The organism is Porphyrobacter sp. THAI-01a (assembly GCF_056868655.1).
The window spans coordinates 2,170,207-2,190,953 of record NZ_CP180579.1 but is presented as its reverse complement, the minus strand read 5'-3'; the positions used below and the strand labels follow the sequence as shown (position 1 = coordinate 2,190,953).

At 68.5% G+C, this 20,747-nt stretch carries 15 protein-coding genes and 1 tRNA gene; 5 read left to right on the top strand and 11 right to left on the bottom strand.

Annotated elements, in window-relative coordinates:
• Positions 1 to 17 precede the first annotated feature (17 nt).
• Positions 18 to 272 (top strand): hypothetical protein, encoded by a 255-nt coding sequence (locus ACMX37_RS10665; protein ID WP_483145901.1) that lies wholly within the window; start codon positions 18 to 20, stop codon positions 270 to 272.
• A gap of 4 nt (positions 273 to 276) precedes the next feature.
• On the opposite strand, the gene ACMX37_RS10660 is transcribed toward ACMX37_RS10665, so the two are convergent.
• The gene (locus ACMX37_RS10660) at positions 277 to 1,806 is read right to left on the bottom strand and encodes a TadA family conjugal transfer-associated ATPase (RefSeq protein ID WP_088913763.1); all 1,530 of its coding nucleotides are present in this window, start codon (positions 1,804 to 1,806) and stop codon (positions 277 to 279) included.
• 197 nt (positions 1,807 to 2,003) lie between these two features.
• Between ACMX37_RS10660 and glmS the strand changes: the two genes are divergently transcribed.
• Both glmS and ACMX37_RS10650 read left to right on the top strand, forming a co-directional pair.
• Positions 2,004 to 3,839, top strand: a complete 1,836-nt coding sequence (glmS, locus tag ACMX37_RS10655) for a glutamine--fructose-6-phosphate transaminase (isomerizing) (protein ID WP_483145900.1) — start codon at positions 2,004 to 2,006, stop codon at positions 3,837 to 3,839.
• A 180-nt stretch (positions 3,840 to 4,019) separates the two neighbouring features.
• A complete protein-coding gene (locus tag ACMX37_RS10650) occupies positions 4,020 to 6,278 on the top strand; it encodes a putative bifunctional diguanylate cyclase/phosphodiesterase (protein WP_483148394.1) in 2,259 nt (752 codons plus the stop codon).
• Positions 6,279 to 6,287: 9 nt separating this feature from the next.
• Here the strand turns inward: ACMX37_RS10650 and purQ are convergent, their stop codons facing one another.
• Both purQ and purS read right to left on the bottom strand, forming a co-directional pair.
• Entirely contained in the window at positions 6,288 to 6,977 is a 690-nt protein-coding gene (purQ, locus tag ACMX37_RS10645) for a phosphoribosylformylglycinamidine synthase subunit PurQ (protein WP_483145899.1), read from the bottom strand.
• Positions 6,977 to 7,210 (bottom strand): phosphoribosylformylglycinamidine synthase subunit PurS, encoded by a 234-nt coding sequence (gene purS, locus ACMX37_RS10640; protein ID WP_483145898.1) that lies wholly within the window; start codon positions 7,208 to 7,210, stop codon positions 6,977 to 6,979. Before purS ends, purQ begins: the two co-directional genes overlap by 1 nt.
• A gap of 315 nt (positions 7,211 to 7,525) precedes the next feature.
• Here purS and ACMX37_RS10635 point away from each other — a divergent pair, with 315 nt between their 5' ends.
• Positions 7,526 to 9,748, top strand: coding sequence for a TonB-dependent receptor (locus ACMX37_RS10635; RefSeq protein WP_483145897.1), 2,223 nt, complete (start codon positions 7,526 to 7,528; stop codon positions 9,746 to 9,748).
• A gap of 79 nt (positions 9,749 to 9,827) precedes the next feature.
• Here ACMX37_RS10635 and ACMX37_RS10630 read toward each other — a convergent pair whose 3' ends face one another.
• The 7 genes from ACMX37_RS10630 to infA all read right to left on the bottom strand — a co-directional run bounded on the left by ACMX37_RS10630 (position 9,828) and on the right by infA (position 15,793).
• Entirely contained in the window at positions 9,828 to 12,710 is a 2,883-nt protein-coding gene (locus ACMX37_RS10630; RefSeq protein WP_483145896.1) for a M16 family metallopeptidase, read from the bottom strand.
• An 87-nt stretch (positions 12,711 to 12,797) separates the two neighbouring features.
• On the bottom strand, positions 12,798 to 13,601 hold the full coding sequence (gene purC, locus ACMX37_RS10625; protein WP_088913768.1) for a phosphoribosylaminoimidazolesuccinocarboxamide synthase: 804 nt from the start codon (positions 13,599 to 13,601) through the stop codon (positions 12,798 to 12,800).
• A 23-nt stretch (positions 13,602 to 13,624) separates the two neighbouring features.
• Positions 13,625 to 13,699 (bottom strand) — tRNA-Phe (locus ACMX37_RS10620).
• 129 nt (positions 13,700 to 13,828) lie between these two features.
• Positions 13,829 to 14,014 (bottom strand): DNA gyrase inhibitor YacG, encoded by a 186-nt coding sequence (locus ACMX37_RS10615; protein ID WP_088913769.1) that lies wholly within the window; start codon positions 14,012 to 14,014, stop codon positions 13,829 to 13,831.
• A complete protein-coding gene (locus ACMX37_RS10610) occupies positions 14,011 to 14,964 on the bottom strand; it encodes a ribonuclease (protein WP_483145895.1) in 954 nt (317 codons plus the stop codon). Before ACMX37_RS10610 ends, ACMX37_RS10615 begins: the two co-directional genes overlap by 4 nt.
• Entirely contained in the window at positions 14,957 to 15,529 is a 573-nt protein-coding gene (locus tag ACMX37_RS10605) for a Maf family protein (protein WP_483145894.1), read from the bottom strand. The genes ACMX37_RS10610 and ACMX37_RS10605 overlap by 8 nt, the downstream gene beginning before the upstream one ends.
• A gap of 18 nt (positions 15,530 to 15,547) precedes the next feature.
• Complete coding sequence (gene infA, locus ACMX37_RS10600) at positions 15,548 to 15,793, bottom strand: translation initiation factor IF-1 (RefSeq protein ID WP_007163491.1); 246 nt, start codon at positions 15,791 to 15,793, stop codon at positions 15,548 to 15,550.
• A gap of 238 nt (positions 15,794 to 16,031) precedes the next feature.
• Here infA and ACMX37_RS10595 point away from each other — a divergent pair, with 238 nt between their 5' ends.
• Positions 16,032 to 19,271, top strand: a complete 3,240-nt coding sequence (locus ACMX37_RS10595) for a porin family protein (RefSeq protein ID WP_483145893.1) — start codon at positions 16,032 to 16,034, stop codon at positions 19,269 to 19,271.
• A 224-nt stretch (positions 19,272 to 19,495) separates the two neighbouring features.
• Here the strand turns inward: ACMX37_RS10595 and ACMX37_RS10590 are convergent, their stop codons facing one another.
• A complete protein-coding gene (locus ACMX37_RS10590; RefSeq protein WP_483145892.1) occupies positions 19,496 to 20,689 on the bottom strand; it encodes a BaiN/RdsA family NAD(P)/FAD-dependent oxidoreductase in 1,194 nt (397 codons plus the stop codon).
• Between the last annotated feature and the right edge of the window lie 58 nt (positions 20,690 to 20,747).

Genomic DNA, 20,747 nt, shown 5'->3' with positions numbered 1-20,747 from the left:
GCCTACATGGGCGCGCGATGGACGTGCCGGTGAACCTGATCGCGCAATTCGAGCTGCTGAGCGATGCCGCACAGATGGCGCTGGCGGGCGGGGGCCTGTGGCTCTTTGCCGGATTTGCAGGCTTGATGGAGCGCCGCCGTGCGCGCGGGCGCGATCTGGCGCGGCTCGAACAGGTCGGCTGGGTGCCGTGGACGGGCCTGTTCATGCTCGCCGCGATCCTGGGCGGCGGGTGCCTCGCGATGAGCCTCCCGGTGGTGCTCGGCGCGTCCTAGCCGATTACAGGCAGGCCTCCAGATAGGCTTGGTCGAAGCCGAACTGCCGCGCCTTTTCGAGCGTGTAGGGGCGCAGGCCCGACGAGCGGAATTCGCCGAGGATTTTCCCGTCCTCGCTCTCGTCGAGATATTCGAACTTGAACAGCTCCTGCGTCACGATCACGTCGCCTTCCATCCCGATCACCTCGGTGATGTTGGTGGTGCGGCGCGAACCGTCGCGCAGACGCTTCACCTGCACGATCAGGTCGACCGACTCGGCGATCTGGCGGCTAATGGCTTCCTTGGGGATCTTGATGTCGCCCATCAGGATCATGTTTTCCATACGGCCAAGGCATTCCCGCGGGCTGTTGGCGTGGAGCGTGCACATCGAACCATCGTGACCGGTGTTCATCGCCGCGAGGAGGTCGAAACACTCCGCGCCGCGAATTTCCCCGAGGATGATGCGGTCGGGGCGCATACGCAGGGCGTTCTTCACGAGGTCGCCGATGGTGATTGCGCCCTGGCCTTCGAGGTTCGGCGGGCGGGTTTCGAGCGGCAGCCAGTGCGGCTGCTGCAGGCGAAGTTCCGCCGCGTCCTCGATGGTCAGCACGCGCTCGCCCGGGTCGATCATCTTGGAGAGGGCGTTGAGCATGGTCGTCTTACCCGAACCGGTACCGCCCGAGATGACGATGTTCATCCGGCACGCGCCCGCGATCTTCAGGGCGGTGCACATCTTGTCCGACATCGAACCGAAGTCGCGCAGCATGTCGAGCGTGATCGGCTTCTCGGAGAACTTACGGATCGAGATCGCGGTGCCGCGCAGGGACAGCGGGGGCACGATCACGTTGACGCGCGAGCCGTCCTTCAAGCGGGCGTCGGCGAGCGGGGTGGTCTGGTCGACGCGGCGGCCGACCTGGTTCACGATGCGCTGCGCGATCTGGAACAGGTGCTGCTCGTCGCGAAAGCGGATCGGGGCGAGTTGCAGCTTGCCCTTCTTTTCGATGTAGGTCTGGTCCGGGCCGTTGACCATGATGTCGGACACGTCCGGATCGTTCAGCAGCTCCTCCAGCGGCCCGAAGCCGAGCAACTCGTCGATCAGCACCTTCTCCAGCGCGAACTGTTCGCGCCGGTTGAGGGTGACCTTGAGCTCGGCCAGCACCTCCATGATGATCGGGCGGAATTCCTCGGAGAGCTCCTCCTTGGAAAGCGTCGCCGCCGCTTCGGGGTCGACACGCTCGAGCAGGCGCGGGAGCACCTGTTCCTTGATCTTGTGGACGCTGGCCTCGAAGCCGCCGACTTCCGAGTTCGCCTCGTTGACCGCGGCCATGCGTTCGTTGAGGCGGTCGATCGCCTCCGAGGTCGAGGCGGGCCGGGCCGGGGCGGGCTGGGGCGTCGGAGCGGGGCGGGGCGGCACGGCTTCACCGGGGATCGGCGGGAACTGCTCACCGCCGCGCGGAACCGCACCTGCGCCCTTCATGGGTCGTGCGACACCGAAGGCGGGCCGTGCGCCCGGCTTCATTCCGCCTGCATTGCCCTTTTTGCCGAATGCGCTCATTCCCAGCCCCCGAGGGTCTCAATCCATCTCGCGCACCTCGCCCATGACAAGCGAAGGGTGCGTCACGAAGAATGGTGAATAGGCGGTAATGGTTGTTTTTTTCCTAAGCCTTCCGAAGGGGCGCAATCGGGGGGCTTGCCCTCGCGCCGGGGGCGGCTAGAGCGGCAGAAACGGTCACAGGGGAACGAGCAGGGCTTATGTGCGGGATTATCGGGATCGTCGGCCAGACGAGCGTGGCCGACCGGCTTGTCGACGGCCTCAAGCGGATGGAATATCGCGGCTACGACAGCGCCGGCATCTGCACCCTGCACGATGGCGCGCTGGTGCGCCGCCGCGCCGAAGGACGCCTCGCCAACCTCGTGACGGTGCTCGCCGGCGATCCGGCGCCGGGCAATGTCGGCATCGCCCACACCCGCTGGGCCACGCACGGCGCACCGACCGCCGCCAATGCCCACCCCCACGCCACGGCGGAACTCGCCATCGTCCACAACGGGATCATCGAGAACTACAAGGAACTGCGCGCCGAACTCGCCGCCAAGGGTCGCGTCTTCGAGAGCGAGACCGATACCGAGATCGTCGCTCACCTCATCTCGGTCGAGGTCGAGGCAGGCGCCGATCCGGTTGCGGCGGTGCGCGCCGTGCTGCCGCGCCTGCGCGGTGCCTTCGCGCTCGCGATCGCCTTTCGCCGCCACCCCGACCTCTTGATCGGCGCGCGCCTCGGCTCGCCGCTGGTGGTGGGCTATGGCGAGGATGCCGAGGCGGGCGAGATGTATCTTGGCTCCGACGCCCTCGCGCTCGCCCCGCTGACCCAGCGCATCGCCTATCTCGAAGAGGGCGACTGGGTGGTGATCCGCCGCGGCAGCGCGGAAATCTTCGACGTCGAGGGCAACCCGGTCACCCGCGAGATTCAGACCTCGGGCGCCTCGGCTGCGGCGGTCGAGAAGGGCAATTACCGCCACTTCATGCAGAAGGAGATCTACGAGCAGCCCACCGTGGTGGCACAGACGCTCGCCTCCTACCTGCGCCGTTCGGACAACTCCGTGGCGCTGCCGCAGATCGATTTCGATCTCTCCGCGGTGCGCCGCCTCACAATCGTCGCCTGCGGCACCAGCTTCTACGCCGGCATGGTGGCGAAGTACTGGTTCGAACAGTTCGCCCGCGTGCCGGTCGACATCGATGTCGCCTCCGAATTCCGCTACCGCGAGCCGGTGCTGGAGGAGGGCGGCCTTGCGCTGTTCATCTCGCAGAGCGGCGAGACCGCCGACACGCTCGCGGCGCTGAGGCACTGCAAGGCGAACGGGCAGACCATCGGCGTGGTGGTCAACGTGCCGACCAGCACCATGGCGCGCGAGGCCGACCTGCTGCTGCCCACACACGCTGGGCCGGAGATCGGCGTCGCCTCTACCAAGGCCTTCACCTGCCAACTTGCCGTGCTCGCCGCGCTGGCCGCGCACATGGCGGTCAAGAAGGGCCGCCTGACCCGCGAGCAGGAGGCTGAGATCGTGCGTCACCTGCTCGAGGCCCCGGCCGCGCTCAACGCGGCGCTAGAGCACGATGACGATATCGCGGCCATGGCGCACCTCGTCGCCCCGGCCCGCGACGTGCTTTACCTGGGGCGCGGGCAGGACTATCCGCTGGCGCTGGAAGGCGCGCTGAAGCTCAAGGAAATCAGCTATATCCACGCCGAGGGCTATGCCGCGGGCGAGATGAAGCACGGTCCGATCGCGCTGATCGACGACGCCGTGCCGGTGGTGGTGATCGCCCCCTCCGGCCCGCTGTTCGAGAAGACCGTCTCCAACATGGAGGAAGTGCGCGCGCGCGGCGGGCAGGTGGTGCTGATCTCGGACGCGGAGGGCATCGCCCACGCAGGCGAGGGCTGCATCGCCACGATCGAGATGCCTGTGGTGCACCCGCTGATCGTGCCGCTGGTCTATGCCGTGCCGGTGCAGCTGCTGGCCTATCACGTGGCGGTGGTGAAGGGTACGGATGTCGACCAGCCGCGCAATCTCGCCAAGTCGGTGACCGTCGAATAGGCCGGCCGAGCCTTAACCATGGCGGCGCGCGAATTTCTCGGGCGCTTTACCGGGGCCTAACCATTCGGCGTTAAGGCCGCGGGCGTGGGCAACAACCGCACCTCTTCCACCTCGGCACCTTCTGCCGAATTGTCGATCGCCGATGTGCTTGGATTGACGCGCAATCCGGCGTTCGATCCCATGCGCCTGCGCGGCGACGAATATGCCGAACTCGCCTATGCCAGCCGCAACCGGATGCTTGCCAATGCGCTGGTGGCCTTCTTCACGGCCGCGGTCTTCGCGCCGCTGATCGGTCTGGTGGTGGTGGTGCCCTGGGCGGGTCTGCTTGCCTTCGTGCTCTACCGCTCGCGCCAGACCGACCTGTTGCTGGCCGCCAGCGGCTCCCGGGTCGGGCCGGCCACGCTCGAACGCTGGCAGAACCTCCACGCCATCGCCGGGGCAGCCTGCTGGGTGGGGGCGGTGCTGCTCTTCCCCCTGCTTTCGGGGGGCGCCCAGGCCTATACCCTGCAGATGATCCTGCTGACGCTGATGGTCGCCTCGACCTTCGTGTTCTCGACCTCGCCGCTGAGCGTCTTGCTCTATATCGGCATCCTCGGGCTGGGCGTGATGCTGTCGCTGGCGCTGGCGGGCCAATGGCAGGCCGTGGGCGGGGCGATCCTGTTCACCATCGCCAGCCTCGTCGCGACCATCCAGATCCGCACCACCTTCGTGAAGGCGCGCCTTGCCGAGGCTGCCGTGGCGGAGAAGGAAGCGGTGGTCTCGCTGCTGCTGCGGGAGTTCGAGGAGAACGAGGCCGACTGGCTGTGGGAGGTCGATCCGGCCCGCCGCCTGCGCTCGGTCAGCCCGCGCTTCGCCTTCGCGCTCGGCCGCGCCCAAAGCGAGGTCGAGGGCAAGCCGCTGCTCGAGATGGTGGCGGGCCAGAACTGGGCGAGCGGCCAGTTCCCGCCCAGCCTCCACGATCTGGCCGAGCGGCTGAAGAACCGCGAGAATTTCTCGAACATGCTGGTGCAGGTCTCCATCCTCGGCGAGGAACGCTGGTGGGAATTGTCCGGTACCCCGGTGCGCGACGAACAGGGGCGCTTCACCGGGTTCCGCGGGGTCGGCTCCGACGTGACCGAACAGCGCAAGTCCTCGGAGAAGATCGCCTATCTGGCGCGTTACGACACGCTCACCCAGCTACCCAACCGTCTCCAGCTGACCGAGGCACTGGGCGAGGCGCTGCGCTATGCCGCCCAGTGGCGCACGCGCTGCGCGCTGCTGATGGTGGATCTCGACCGGTTCAAGGCGGTCAACGATTCGCTCGGCCACATGACCGGCGACAAGCTGCTCGCGCAGGTTTCCGCGCGGCTGCAGTCGCTTATGGGCGAGAACCAGCTGTGCGGGCGTCTGGGCGGCGATGAATTCGCGATCGTGATCCGCGACGCGAGCCAGGTCGGGATCGTGCGCGATCTTGCGCGGCGCGTGATCGAACGGCTGTCCGAACCCTATCAGGTCGACCACCACACGCTCTATGTCGGCGCCAGCGTCGGTTCGGCCGAAGGTCCGCGCGACGGCAACAGCGTCGAGGAGATGATGCGCAACGCCGACCTTGCGCTCTACCGGGCCAAGGACATGGGCGGGGGCGAGCATTGCCGCTTCGAGCCCGTGCTCCACGCCTCGGCCGAGGAACGCCGCCAGCTCGAGGTGGCGTTGAGGAAGGCACTGGGACGCGACGAGATGGTGCTGCACTATCAACCGGTGGTCGACGCCCGCAGCGAAAGCGTGGTGAGCTTCGAGGCGCTGGTGCGCTGGAACAGTGCCGATCACGGCTTCGTCAGCCCCGGCAAGTTCATCCCCCTCGCCGAGGACACCCGCCTGATCGTCCCGATCGGCCAGTGGGTGCTGCGACGCGCCTGCGAGGAAGCCCGCAACTGGCCCGAGCACGTCAAGGTCAATGTCAACGTCTCGCCCGAACAGCTGCTCGAACCGGGCTTCCACGATCAGGTGGTGCAGGCGCTCGCGGCCAGCGGCCTGAGGCCCGAGCGGCTCGAGGTCGAAGTGACCGAGAGCATCTTCCTGCGCGACGCCAGCGTGGCGCGCAATGCGCTCGAACAGATCATGGCGCTGGGCTGTTCGGTCGCGCTCGACGACTTCGGGACGGGCTATTCCTCGCTCGGCTACCTCAGGAAGCTCAAGTTCTCGACCATCAAGGTCGACCGCACCTTCGTGCAGGGCGCGGCACAGGGCAGCGCGGAGAGCCTTGCGATCATCAACGCGGTGGTGGCGATGGCCAAGAGCCTGCGGATGACCACGACCGCCGAAGGGGTCGAGACCTCCGAGGAGGCCGAACTGATCCGCAACCTCGGTTGCGACAAGATCCAGGGCTTCTATTTCGGCCGGCCGATGACCGCCGAGGACGCACGCAGCCTGTTCGCCGCGATCCGCGAGCGCCGCGCCTGACGCCCGCCTTCAGGCCGTGGCGAAGCTCGACAGGATGCTCTCGAACAGCCGACGCCCGTCGGCCCCGCCGAGCGCCGCCACCGCGGCCGGCTCGATCGCCCGTTCGGGGTGCGGCATCATGCCGAGCACCCGGCCATTGGCGCTGAGCACCCCGGCAATGTCGCGCGAGGAGCCGTTGCAGCTCTCGGCATAGCGGAAGGCGACGCGCCCTTCGCCTTCCAGCCGGTCCAGAGTCTCGGCATCGGCATAGTAGTTGCCGTCATGGTGGGCGACAGGAATGCGGATCGTCTCGCCTGCCGCGTAGCCGGCGGTGAAGGGCGAGGCGGCGTTCACGACCGTCAGCGGCACGGTGCGGCACACGAAGCGCTGGCCGGCATTGCGCAGCAGCGCGCCCGGCAGCAGGCGCGCCTCGGTGAGGACCTGGAAGCCGTTGCACACGCCGAGCACCGGCACGCCGCGCCCGGCTGCGGCGATCACGGCGCGCATGATCGGGCTGGTCGCCGCCATCGCGCCCGAACGCAGGTAATCGCCATAGGAGAAGCCGCCCGGCAGCGCGATCAGGTCGAGCCGGTCCGGCAACTCGGCATCGCCATGCCACACCCGGATCGCAGGGCTGCCCGAGACCGCCTCGAGCGCCACCGCCATGTCGCGGTCGCAGTTCGAGCCGGGGAAGGTGATCACCGCCGCCCGGAACGCCATCACTGCGCGCCTTCGATGGTGAAGTTCTCGATCACCGTGTTGGCCAGCAGCTTCTCGCACATCTGGCGGATCGTCGCCTCGTCGGTGCCGTCGGCGAGGTCGAGTTCGATCAAGCGGCCGATCCGCACCTCCTCGACGCCCGTGAAGCCGAGCCCTTCGAGCGCGTGGTGCACCGCGCGGCCCTGCGGATCGAGCACCCCGGGCTTCAACCTGACGAGGACGCGCACTTGCATGACCTGATGCTCCATAATTCGCGAGGGACCGGCGCTTGGCCGTTGCGGCGTCGCTATAGCGTGTGACCGCGCGGGTGCAATCGCGCTGATGCGGCTTGTGCACGCAGGCCTCGCGCAGGGATGTGTCGCGCCCCTGTCACAAACCGGTCAATCATAACCCATGATTGTAACCTTCTTGCAACATGTGTCCCGAGATCGCCGCGCCCGCGCCGCTTTCTCGCCTTAATGCGAAGCTGCATGCTCGCGCGAATCGCGCAAAAATGTCACCGCGCCGCGCACCCCCTCTCCATCCGCTCCAACCAAAGAGGTTGTCCGATGTCTCACCGCTTCTCTGCCATCCGTGCAGCGTGGGCCGGTTCCACCGTGCTCGCCGCCGCCGCCTTCGGCTTCGCTGCGCCCGCTGCGGCGCAGGAGACTGCCGCCGCCGAAACCGAGGGCCAGCTCGCCACCATCATCGTCACGGCGAACCGCCGCGAGGAGAACCTCCAGGACGTTCCGGTCTCGGCCGACATCCTCGATCAGGAGCGGGTCGGCGCGATCTTCAGCGCGGCGGGCGACATCACCGCGCTCGCGGGCACCGCACCGGGCCTCAACGTCGAAAGCTCGAACGGGCGAGTCGCGCCGCGCTTCTATATCCGCGGTCTCGGCAACACCGACTTCGACCTCGCCGCCTCGCAGCCGGTTTCGGTGCTGCTCGATGACGTCGTGATGGAGAACGTCACGCTCAAGAGCTTCCCGATCTTCGACGTCGAGCGGGTCGAGGTCCTGCGCGGTCCGCAGGGCACGCTGTTCGGCCGCAACACCCCGGCGGGCATCGTGAAGATCGATTCCGTGAAGCCCAGCCACGACACCTCGGCGGTCGCCAATCTGTCCTTCGGCAGCCTCGACACGATCTCGCTCAACGGCGCGATCGGCGGCTCGATCGCCAAGGACGTGCTGGCCTTCCGCGCCTCCGTCCAGCTCCAGCGCCGCGGCGACTGGATCGACAACGGCTTCACCAACGACGAGAACGTGCTCGGCGGCTACACCGACATCGCCGCACGCGGCCAGCTGCTGTTCACCCCGAGCGACCGGGCAAGCATCCTCGCGGCGGTCAATTTCCGCGATCTCGACGGCTCCTCGACCTTCTTCCGCGCCAACATTCTCGGCCCGGGCAACAATCGCCTCAACAACAACTACGACCGCAACACCGTGTTCTACGATGCGGGCGGCGGCAACCTCGCCAACTACCAGCAGTTCGGCGCGACCCTGACCGCGTCCTACGAGTTCGACGGCGCGACCCTGACCTCGATCACCAGCCACTGGACCAGCGAGGGCTCGAGCCGCGGCGATATCGACGGCGGCTTCGGCGCGTCCTTCCTGCCCTTCATGGGGCCGGGCTTCATCCCGTTCCCCTCGGACACGCAGGATTCGATCGATCTCAAGCAGACCACGCAGGAAGTGCGTCTCGCCTCGAATACGGACGGCCCGCTGACCTGGCAGGTCGGCGGCTTCTACTTCGAGAGCGATTTCGACGTCACCACCGTCGGCTTCACCTTCCCGCCGCCGGTCACCGTCAACCACACCAACGAGGCGTGGGCCCTGTTCGGGCAGCTCGGCTACCAGCTCACCGAGACGCTGCGCGTCACCGGCGGCCTGCGCTATACCGACGACCAGAAGGACTTCTTCGTCCGCTCGGGCGCCGCGCGCCAGCCGCGCAGCGTGGGCGACGAGCAGTTCGACTGGGACATCAGCCTGTTCGCCGACGTCTCGGATGATGCGAGCGTCTATGCCAAGGTTGCCAACTCGTTCCGCGGGCCGACCATCCAGGGCCGTGACGTCGCCTTCTTCTCGCCCCCCTCGGTCGCGCAGTCGGAGAACATCACCTCCTACGAAGTCGGCTTCAAGAGCGAGCTGGCCGATCGCCGCGTGCGGCTGAACGGTGCGGTCTACTACTACACCGTCGAAGACCCGCAGTTCACCGCCGTGGGCGGGGCGGGCAACCTCGTCCAGCTGATCAACGCCAACAAGGGCGAGGCCTACGGCTTCGAACTCGACGGCGCGTTCCAGATCAGCCCGCAGTTCCTCGTGACGCTCGGCGTTGCCTACAACAACACCGAGATCCAGGATCCGAACCTCGCGGTCGGCATCTGCGCGCAGTGCACCGTGACCGATCCGACCCGCGTGATCGCCGGCAACCGCCGCGCGCTGATCGACGGCAACCCCTTCCCCAACGCGCCCGAATGGAGCGGTGACTTCACCGCCCGCTACGGCATCCCGGTGGGCAATTCGGGCGAGTTCTTCATCTTCACCGACTGGATCTTCCTCGGCGAGACCAACTTCCTCCTCTACGAAAGCCGCGAATTCAACGCTGGCAGCCGGATCGAGGGCGGTCTCAAGGTGGGCTATTCGGGCGACAACGGCCAGTGGGAAGTCGCCGCCTTCGCGCGCAACATCACCGACGAGGACAACGTGCTCGGCGTGGTGGACTTCAACAACAACACCGCCTTCGTCAACGATCCGCGCGTGATCGGGGTGATGTTCGGCGTCAAGTACTGAGGGTAGGCTCCCCGGCAACGGGGCGCGCACCGAAAGGGGAAAGCCGGCAGGGGGCGACCTGCCGGCTTTTTCTTTTGCCTCAGGGGCGGGGGCCCTCGCCTGCGGCTTCGGGCAGGACGGCGAAGGCCACCGCGCCTTCGGGATCGAGATACCTGAGCGCCGCGGTATGCACATCCTCGGGCGTGATCGCCGCCATCAGGGCGGGCGTCGCGAAGTAGCGGTCGAGCCGTTCGGGCTCGCTCTGCGCCCGCGCGGCAAGGCCCAGCCAGCCGCCCAGATCCTTGAGCAGGTTGGCGTATTCCTCGAGGAAGGGCTTGCGTGCGCGTTCGATCACGTCGGCATCGAGCGGGCCGGCGCGCAGGTCGGCGATCAGTTCCTGCAAGGCCGCCTGCGTCGGCGCGACCTGATCGGCGGCGACCGAGGCGCTGATCGAAAAGGTGCCATAGCCGGGATAGATGCGGCTGTTGCTCGATCCGGCGGAGGGGGAGTAGGCCTGCCCCAGCTTCTCCCGCAGCCGGTCGGTGAGTTCCAGCCGCACGATCCGGGCGAGCAGTTGCAGGCGCAGCGCCTCGGCCTGGTCGCGGTCGTCGGTCGTCGGCCAGATCCATTGCAGCAGCGCCTGGTCGGGTTCGCCCTTGTGGGTCAGCGTGCGCGGGCCGCGGGTGGCGGTGAAGCTGCGGTTGCGGTTCTCGGTGCGCGGCTGGAAGGCCTCCTCGCGCGGCGGCAGAGCGCCGAGCGTGGCGGCGACGGCGGCGATGGCGGCGTCCTCGTCGAGATCGCCTACAAGAGCGAGCTCGATCGCGCCGCGCGCCAGCCTGTCGCCGATCGCGTCGCGCAGCTGCACGAAGTCGAGCGCCTCGAAGGCGGATTTCGGCTGAAGGCTGAAGCGCGGGTCGTTGTCCGAAATGATCGCCCCGCTCGCCGAGGACAGAGCCCGTCCGGGCGTGGAATCGAGAGTGTTGAAGAAGTTGTCGATGTTCTTGCGATAGCGTTCCACCCCCTCGGGGCGGTATCCCGCGTCGGTCAGCAGCGCCGCCAGCACCTGCATCTGCAAGGTCAGGTCGCGCGGAGTGGTGGTGCCGCCAGTGCCGAAGGCGTCCGCATCGCTCGACAGGCCGAAACCGACGCTGCGCCCGGCCAGCACGCTGGTGAGCTCGTCCTGGCTGTGCTTGCCGAGCCCGCCGGCCGCCAGCGAATTCGTGAGGTAGGTGCGCAAGGGTGCCTCGCGCGTGTTCATCAGGTCGCCGCCGTCGACCGCAAGGGTGAAGGCGATGCGGTCCTTGCGCACATCGGTTTTCTTCAGCGTCAGCCGCACGCCGTTGGCGAAGCGCAAGAGGCGCAGGCCGAGGCGCGGCTCCAGCGTGTCCGACACCACCGTTCCCGCCGGGCCGAAGTCGCTGTAGCCGAAGGCGAGCGGGCCGTTGTCGGCCGGCGGGGCGATGGCGAGCGCCATGCCCTCGGCAAAGGCGCTGCGCAGCCCCGCCTCGCCGCCTTCGGGCGCGGTGCGGCCCTCGAAGCGGATCAGCGGATCGTCGAGCGGCGCGGCATCGTCCTTCACCGCTTGCCAGATCGCCTGCGGGGTCATCTCGGGAGCCAGCCGCTCGAACTCGGCGAGTTGCCATTCGGGCGTCACCGGCACCTGCTCGTTGCCGACCAGCCCGAGCGCCGCATTCACGAAGACCGCATTGCCGCGCGTGTCGGCCGCCTTCACCGCATTCTCGAGCGCGGTGCGGATGTTGGCGAGCTGTTCGTCGATCTCTGCCCGGGTGAAGCCGTAGGCGAGCGCCTGGTTCACCTCGCGGGTCGCCGCCAGCACGCCCTTGCGCCATTCGCCGTCGGCGCTGCCGACCTGGAGGCTGGTGATGCGCGCATCCTCGAAGATGTCGCCCGAACCGAAACTCGCGCTGCGGAAGGGCGCATCGGCGCCGCGGGCGAGGCGGGCGAGGCGGCGGTTGATGATCGCATAGCCGACGCCGCGGAAGGTCGCCGCACGGCGGTTGGCGATGGTATCGGGCTCGTCGCGCCAGGGGGCGAGGCGGCTGATGGTGACGCTTTCGGAAAGCGCCGGGTCGAGATGGATGTCGGTCAGCCCCTTGCGCGTCACGTCGATCGGCCCTGCGACGGGCCGGGCAGGGGCGGGGGCAGGCGCCCAGTCGGCGAAGCGGGCGCGGATCGCGGCCTCGATCACCTCCACCGGAAAATCGCCGACCACCACCAGCACCGTGTTCGCCGGGGTGTAGGTGCGCTCGTAGAGGGCCCTGATCTGCGCTGCAGTGGCGCCCGAGAGCACCTCGAGCGTGCCGATCGGCAGGCGCTGCGTGTAGCGCGCTCCGGGCGCGAGAAAGGCGGCGTTGTCCTCGTAGTTGCGCAGGGAAAAGCCCGCGCGGTCGCGCCGTTCGGCGAGGATGACCCCGCGCTCGCGCGCCACGGCGTCCTCGGAGATGGTCAGCTCGCTCGCGGTCTCGCGCATCAGCTTCAGCGCCGTGCCCAGCAGCGCCTCGTCGTTGCGCGGCAGGTTGAGCATGTAGGTGATCGCCTCGAAGCCGGTCGAGGCGTTGGTGTCGGCGCCGAAAGCCAGGCCCTCGCGTTCGAGGAGTTTGATCATCTCGCCTTCGGGAATGCCCTTCGATCCGTTGAAGGCCATGTGTTCGAGATAGTGCGAGAGGCCGCGTTCGGTCTCGGTCTCCTCGAGCGCGCCGGAATCGATCCGCATCCGCACCAGCGCCGTGCCCGCAGGGGTGGCGTTGCGGCGGATGATGTAGCGCATGCCGTTGTCGAGCTGACCGAAGGTGAAGCCCGGGTCGACCGGCACGTCGCTCGTCTCGAAGGCCCAGACGGGCGCGGGCGCTTCTGCTTCGGGTGTCGATTGTGCGGCGGGTGTTTCCTGCGCGGCGAGCGCCGATGTCAGGGCAAGCGGAGACAGCGCCAGCATCAGCGCGGCGGTTACGGGAAATTTCCGCATGGATTTCAGAGGTCTCTCACGGCTTGACGGTTACCGTGCCGAGACTAGCGCCGGAAACGCGGCTGTCAGCCTATTTCTCGGCCCCGCTCACTTCTTGAGCGGCGGCGGGCCGCGCAGGCGAGAGCGTGCGTGCGACAGGTCGAAGACCTCGCCCGGGCCATTGTCCTCCGCGCCCAGCAGGCCGAGGCGGCGGGCGACCTCGCGATATGCCTCCTCCTCGCCGCCGAGGTCGCGGCGGAAGCGGTCCTTGTCGAGCTTCTCGCCGGTCGCCATGTCCCACAGACGGCAGCCGTCCGGGCTGATCTCGTCGGCGAGGATCACGCGGCTGTAATCGCCATCGTAAAGCCGGCCGAACTCGAGCTTGAAGTCGATCAGGCGAATGTCGATCGCGGCGAACATGCCGCACAGGAAATCGTTGATGCGGATCGCCATCGAGGAGATGTCGTGCATCTCGTCGTTCGAGGCCCAGTTGAAGCAGGCGATGTGCTCCTCGGCCACCAGCGGATCGCCGAGCGCATCGTCCTTGTAGTAGTATTCGATCAGCGTGTGCGGCAACGGCTCGCCTTCCTCGATCCCGAGGCGCTTGCTGATCGAACCGGCGGCGACGTTGCGCACCACCACTTCGAGCGGGATGATGTCGACCTGCCGGATCAGCTGCTCGCGCATGTTGAGGCGGCGGATGAAGTGGGTGGGGATGCCGATATGGCCGAGGCGGGTGAAGACGTGCTCGCTGATGCGGTTGTTGATCACGCCCTTGCCGTTGATCGTGCCCTTCTTCTCGGCGTTGAAGGCGGTCGCGTCGTCCTTGAAATACTGGATGAGCGTGCCCGGTTCGGGGCCCTCGTAGAGGATCTTGGCCTTGCCTTCGTAGAGCTTGGTGCGGCGGGACATCGACGGTTTCCCTTTTCAGCGAATGGTGCCCGGGGGCGGATTTGAACCACCGACACGCGGATTTTCAATCCGCTGCTCTACCCCTGAGCTACCCGGGCATTCGCTGCGAGCGACGGGGCGAAGCCATCTGGCTGCCCCGGCGAGCAAATGAGAGCGGCCCTATGGCGAAGGGCGCGGGGGTTGGCAAGGGGTTTTCACGCCCTTTTTTCGCCTTTCTCCGCAGTGGCTCAATCCTGCTCGCGCCAGCTTTCCTGCGCGAGTTCCTCCGGATCGGCCGGCGGGCCGGGAACGGCATAGGAATCGGAAAACCAGCGCGCGAGATCGCGGTCCTTGCAACGCTGCGAACAGAAGGGATGATAGCTTTCCGAGCGCGGCTTGCGGCAGATCGGACAGGGCTTCGGCTTGGTGGTCATGCCGGCACGATCTGGGCACTGGGCGCCTCGAGCGCAAGTCCGGGATCGGTCTCCACCCGCACCGCGCGGCCCGTCCGGCGGCGCAGGTCCTCGAGCCACTCCGGCCTGAGTTTGGCCTTGAGTGCGGGGTGCACCGTCAGCAGCGTGACGCCCGCGCCTTCGACCCTTTCGGCCTGGCGCAGGGCAAAGCGCGCGCACATCCCGGTGCGCGAGGTGGCGAAACGGTGGAGGAGCGAGGGCCCTTCGAGCCGGGCGACGATCTGGACGAAGCCGAACCCGTTCATCGCGGTGCGTTCGTGCGGCCAGTGGTCGATCGCCGCCGCCAGCGCCTCGTCGACCGCGCGGCGATCCGCCTTGGCCTCGATGGTGGGGAAGTCGATCCCGATGTTGCCGCCGCTCTCGAACCAAGCCAGCGCGGTCGCGATGGCGGGCACGGCGGCGAGGGCCAGCGCGGTCGGGGCGAGCTCGCCGTCGATGTCGATGACAGTCATGGCCGGCGTCGCTGCGCACAGGATCTCGCCGCCCGCAAAGGCGATCGCGCCGGCCGATGCCGCGTGCCAGACATCCTCCCACAGGCCTTGCGGGAACCGGCGGACGATCTCGCCCTCGATCCCGACCGGATCGCCGCCGGGGTCGGCATCGCCCAGCCAGCGGGCCTGCGCGCGCTTGAGGCGTCCGCGTTCGTGGATCGGGGCTCGGGTCAGGCGCACCTTGCCCGAAACGCCTTCCGTCGCCTCGCGCGGGAGGTGGTCGATCAGCGCCTCGCTGCCGGTGTCGAGTGTCGCGATCCCCCTCCGGGTGCCGGCGAATCGCCGGGTCAGGCGTGCTGCGTAAACCGCACCGCAGACCGGCTCGCCCGGCCATCGCAGCCGTGCCGCCAGCACGCGCCCGCCCTCGACGAGAAGCGCCCGGGTCTCCCCGATGCCCTCCTCGACGAGCCACTCAGCCAATGGGGAACCCGGCCGCCTTGAGCAGCGCGCGGGCATGGTAGAGCGGCAGGCCCATCACCCCTGAATGGCTGCCGTGGATCCAGCGGATCAGCCCCTCGGCGGCACCCTGAATGGCATAGCCCCCAGCCTTGCCGCGCCACTCGCCGCCCGCGAGGTAATCGGCGATCTCCTGCGCGCTCAGGCGCTTGAAGCATACCACCGTCTCGTCGAGCCGCTCGCGCAGCGTGCCGTCGGGCGCGCGCAGCACCACGCTCGAGAGCACCTGGTGCCGCCGCCCGCTCATCAGTTCGAGGCAGGCGCGGGCCTCGGCCTCGTCTTCCGTCTTGGGGAGGATGCGGCGACCCACCGCCACCACCGTGTCACCCGCCAGCACGAAGCCGGGGGCGTCCACCGCAAGCGCCTTCTCGCGTCCCATGCGCAAGGCATAGTCGCGCGGGAGCTCGCCCTTCAGCGGGGTCTCGTCGATATCGGCGGGGGTGACGGCATCGGGCGCAAGACCAAGCCGCCCCAGCAGCTCGCGCCGCCGGGGGGAGGCCGATGCCAGTGTCAGATGGAGAGAGCCCATCCGGCGGGCCCCTGGGCCTTACTGCGGGCCGGGGCCGCCGCGACCCGGCATGAAGCGGTAGGTGATGCGCGCCTTGGTGAGATCGTAGGGCGTCAGCTCACACAGCACCTCGTCACCCACCAGCACGCGGATGCGGTTCTTGCGCATCTTGCCCGCGGTGTGGCCGAGCACTTCATGGCCGTTTTCAAGCTCCACCCGGAACATCGCATTGGGCAGCAGTTCGACCACGCGCCCGCGCATTTCGAGGAGTTCTTCCTTGGCCATGAAATTCCTTCGTATTCCCGTTGCGGCGCACAATACGCCCGTCGATGTGGGGCTGCGCTTTAGCGATGCGGGAACCAAAAGGGAAGGCTCGTGCGTTAGGGCCTTGATCTGCGGGTTTTCGCAGGTTGGGCGATCGGGCGCGCAAGGCGCTCCGGTCGCGAACCTGCGTGCGCCGGCGACCCGCGAGGGAGCGGTAACAAGCCGCCTCTGCCGAACTGACTGCAACTGAAGGGACACCATGAACCTCTCCCCGCTTTCCCGCGCGATGCTGCGCGCAGGCACCTGCGCACTGGGACTGGCCGCGATGACTCTGCCGCTGGCCGCTGCCGAGACCGGCACGGCCGTGCAGCCGCAGCCCGGCCCAGTGGCCGATCCGGACGAGGAAGAGCCCGCCAGCGCCAGCGACGCGGGTTCGGTCACCGCCAACGAGATCATCGTGCGCTCCGGGCGCCTCAAGGGCCAGCTGTTCGTCGACCAGGCCCCGCTGCTCGAACTCGACGAGACCGCCATCGCTTCGGAGGGCGTGACCTCGATCACCGACCTCATCGCCCAGATCAGCGCCCGCACCGGCTCGGCGCGCGGGCGCGGCGCGGGCGGGCCGGTGATCCTCGTCAACGGGATCCGCATCGGCTCCTTCCGCGAATTCGCCAACTACCCGCCCGAGGCGCTCGCGCGGGTCGAGGTGTTCCCCGAGGAAGTCGCCCAGCGTTTCGGCTTTCCGCCCGACCGGCGGGTGATCAACCTGATCCTCAAGGACAATTACGCCAACCGCCAGATGGACCTCGAGTTCGAGGCGCCCTCTCGGGGGGGCTACATCCGTAACGAGCAGCAGCTCGGCCTGCTCAAGATCGCCAATGGCGGACGGATCAACGCCAGCATCCGGGTGGAGGACACCAACCTCCTGACCGAAGACGAACGCGACGTGCCCCAGACGCCCGGTTCGATCTCGCAGGTCGCGACCGATCCCGACCAGGCCGCCTTCCGCAGCCTGCTGGCCGACACCTTCGGCATAGACGCCAACGTGTCCTGGGCCAAGGCGTTCATCGACAGCGGCACTTCCTTGAGCGCCAACCTCAACTACGCCCGCAACGAAAGCCGCAGCCTCGACGGCCTCAACACCGTGGTGCTGAGCAACGCGGCGAACCCCGCCGGCCTTCGCCGCACCTTCGGCGAGGACACCCCGCTGGCGCGGCGCACTTCGAGCGACACCCTCTCGGCTGCGGGGTCGGTGACCAGACCGGTCAATTCGTTCCGCCTCACCAGCACCTTCGATGCCTCGTTGACCGAGAGCGAGACCGAGATCGACCGGCGCCTGCGGGCCGACCAGCTCGCCGTGTTCCAGAATGCCGCTCTCGCCGGCACGCTGGCGCTCAACGGGCCGCTGCCGTCCGACACGGCGAACGGCTTCGACACGGCGCGCAGCCGGGTGATCAACGGCAGTACGCTGACGACGCTCGAAGGCCCGCTCGGCGAGCTGCCTGCGGGCGAGGTGCTAGCGACCTTCGACCTGCGCCTCGATTGGCAGCGCATCGAGAGCGCCGACACCCGCTCGGCGACCGAGGTCACGCTGACCCGGCGCAACCTCTCGACCGGGGCTAACGTCGTGATCCCGCTCACCAGCCGCCGCGACGAGTTCCTCGATGCGCTCGGCGACTTCACCCTGAACCTGCAGGCAGGGGTGGATGACCTCAGCGACTTTGGCGTGCTGGGCGACTGGAACGCGGGCCTGACCTGGAAGCCGTTCGACGGGCTCGACCTGTCGGCGACCTATATCTGGCGCGAGGTGGCGCCGGGGCTGGCGCAGCTCGGTAATCCGCAGATCGTCAACCTCAACGTGCCCGTCTTCGACTTCGTGCGCGGCGAGACGGTGCTGGCCGATGTCACCACCGGGGGCAACCCCGCGCTCCCGCCCGAGACCCAGCGCGACTGGAAGTTCTCGGCCAACTGGTCGCTGCCCTTCTGGGAGAACTCGCGGTTCGCGGTGGACTACATCCGCAACCGCTCGGACAACGTGGTCAGCGGCTTCCCGCAGATCACCGCCGACATCGAGGCCGCCTTCCCGGGCCGCGTCACCCGCAATGCCGCCGGACGCCTGATCGCCGTCGACCGCCGTCCGGTGAGCTTTACCGAGACCCGCGCGGACCGGCTGCAGTTCACCTTCTCGACCAACGGCAGTATCGGCGCCCCTCCGGGTGGCCCGGGCGGACCCTTCGGCGGTGGCGGCGGCGGACGCTTTGGCGGGGGCGGCGGCGCGCCTGCCGCGGCGGCCCAGCCGGCCCCGCCCACCACCGGACCGGCCCCCGCACCCCAGCCGGGCGCCGGCGGCCCCCCGGCAGGTGGCTTCGGCGGCGGCTTCGCCCCGACCCCCGAACAGCGCGAGCAGTTCATGGCCTTTCGCGCCCGCCTTTGCGCCGATGACGGGGAGGCCTTCCTGACGAGGCTCGTCGCCGCGATCGACAGCGGCGCGGACATCTCGGCCGAATACCCCGGGATCGACGCTGCGCGGCTCGCCCCGATGCTCGCCCGCCTGCGCGGCGCCGACGGGAAGATCGACCCTGCGCGCCTCGCCCAGTTCCGCACCCGCATCTGCGCCATCGACCCGGCGATGATGGGCGGCGGCGCGACGGCCGGCGCTCCGGGCGGTGCCCCTGCCGGACGTCCGGTGGGGCAGGCCATGCCGCCGCAGCTCGCCGCCTTCCGCGAGCGGGCCTGCGGCCCCGACGGCACCGCCGCGATCGCCGAACTGGTCGGCAAGATCGAGCGCGGCGAGGATGTCTCGGCCGAACTGCCGGGCGTTGATCCGGCCTTCATTAAGATGGCGCTCGACCGTTCGCGCCGCCCCGACGGGACGATCCCGCCCGAGGCGCTCGAGCAGTTCAAGCAGCGCTTCTGCGCCGCGGCGCCGCCGTCCGGCGGTGCTCCGGGTGCCGGCGGGGCTCCGGGTGGCGGGGGTGCGCCTGCGGGCGGCCCGGCCTTCAACCCGCTCGCGGGCGGGCGGCAGATGCAGGGCTGGCGCTACTTCTTCAACCTGACCCACACGATCGAGCTCGCCAACGAGATCCTGATCGCGCCGGGCATTGCCCCGCTCGACCAGCTCGACGGGCAGGCCACCGGCGCCTTGGGCCTGCCGCGCCATTCGAGCCGGCTGGAAGCGGGCCTGTTCGGCAAGGGCGTCGGCTTCCGCCTTTCGGGCATCTACACCGGCGAAACCCGGCTCGACGGGGCGGTCGGCACCAGCGACCTGTTCTTCGACGACATCGTGACCTTCAACCTGCGCATCTTCGCCAACATGGGCGAGGTGACGGGGAAGAACGAGGGCCTGATGAAGGATCTGCGCGTCAGTCTGATCGCCGACAACGTCTTCGACGCGCAGCGCCGGGTGCGGGATTCGGCCGGCGTCACGCCGGTCAACTACAATCCCTTCGTGATCGACCCGCTGGGGCTCTATCTCGGGATCGACCTCAGGAAGCTGTTCTGAGCGGGGCGGCGAAGTTTACAAAGTTGACACTGTAAACTTCGCATTCCTACAGGAATTGTTCTTCGAATTCATGGGGTAAGCCGCGTAAAGCGAAGTTGACACTTTGCTTTCGCTTTTTCCGGCCCGCGTGTCGGCGGGTAGGGGCGGGTGCGCGCGTGAACCATGGGAAAGAGCCGCAAGGGGCATAGCGCGCGGTGCGGGAGTAGGAAAACCCCCGCTGCCCCTCAGTCGGTGCGCGCGCCCAGCGCCTCGGCGCAGGCGTGGCCGCTCGCCCAGGCCCACTGGAAATTGTAGCCGCCGAGCCAGCCGGTGACATCCACCGCCTCGCCGATGGCATAGAGGCCGGGCACCTTGCCCGCCTCCATCGTGCGGCTCGAGAGTTCGGCGGTGGCGATGCCCCCGGCGGTGACCTCGGCCTTGGCATAGCCCTCGGTGCCGTTCGGGGCGAAGCGCCAGTCGGCGAGCTTGGCCTGTGCGGCGCGCAGGTCCTTGTCGCCGAGGTTCCCGAGCTCGCGGTCCAGCCCCAGCCGGTCCGCCAGCGCGTCGGCGAGGCGATCGGGCAGGCGTTCCCTGAGTAGCGTCCGCAGGTGGGTGCGCGGGCGGTCGCGCTTGGCCTCGATCAGCCAGTCGCTCGCGGCGTCGGGCAGGAAGGTGATGCCGACCGGCTCGCCGTGCCGCCAATAGGACGAGATTTGCAGGATCGCCGGGCCGGACAGCCCCTTGTGCGTGAACAGCGCCGCCTCGGCGAACTCCGCCTTTCCCGCCCGCGCCCGCACCGGCGCGGCGACGCCCGACAATTCGCGGAACAGCGCCTCCTCGCCCCCGAGCGTCAGCGGAACGAGGGCGGGGCGGGGCTCGACCACCTTGAGGCCGAATTGCCGCGCGAGGCGGTAGGCGAAATCGCTCGCCCCCATCTTGGGGATCGACGGCCCGCCGGTGGCGATCACCAGCGCGGGTGCCTGCCACGAGCGGCCATCGGCGGCGGTGACGGTGAAGGCGCCATCCTCGCCGCGCGCAACCTGCGCAACGTCGACCCCGCAGGTGAGGGTCACGAAGTCAGGCGGGCACTCGTCGAGCAGCATCGCCACGATCTGCTTCGCCGAGCCGTCGCAGAACAGCTGCCCCAGTGTCTTCTCGTGCCAAGCGATGCCGTGGCGTTCGACCAGCGCGATGAAGTCGGCCGGGGTGTAGCGGGCGAGAGCGCTCTTGGCGAAATGGGGGTTGACCGAGAGATAATTCGCCGGCCCCGCGCCGAGGTTGGTGAAGTTGCACCGCCCCCCGCCGGATATGAGGATCTTCTTCCCCGGCGCCTCGGCCTTCTCCAGCAGCGCGACGCGCAGGCCCCGCTGCCCGGCCTGCCCCGCACAGAACAGTCCGGCCGCGCCCGCGCCGAGGATGATGACGTCGCTCCGTTCCACGAACCTGCCGATAGGGGGCGCCGCGGCAATTGCCAATCGCCCCCCGCAGTCCCTATCT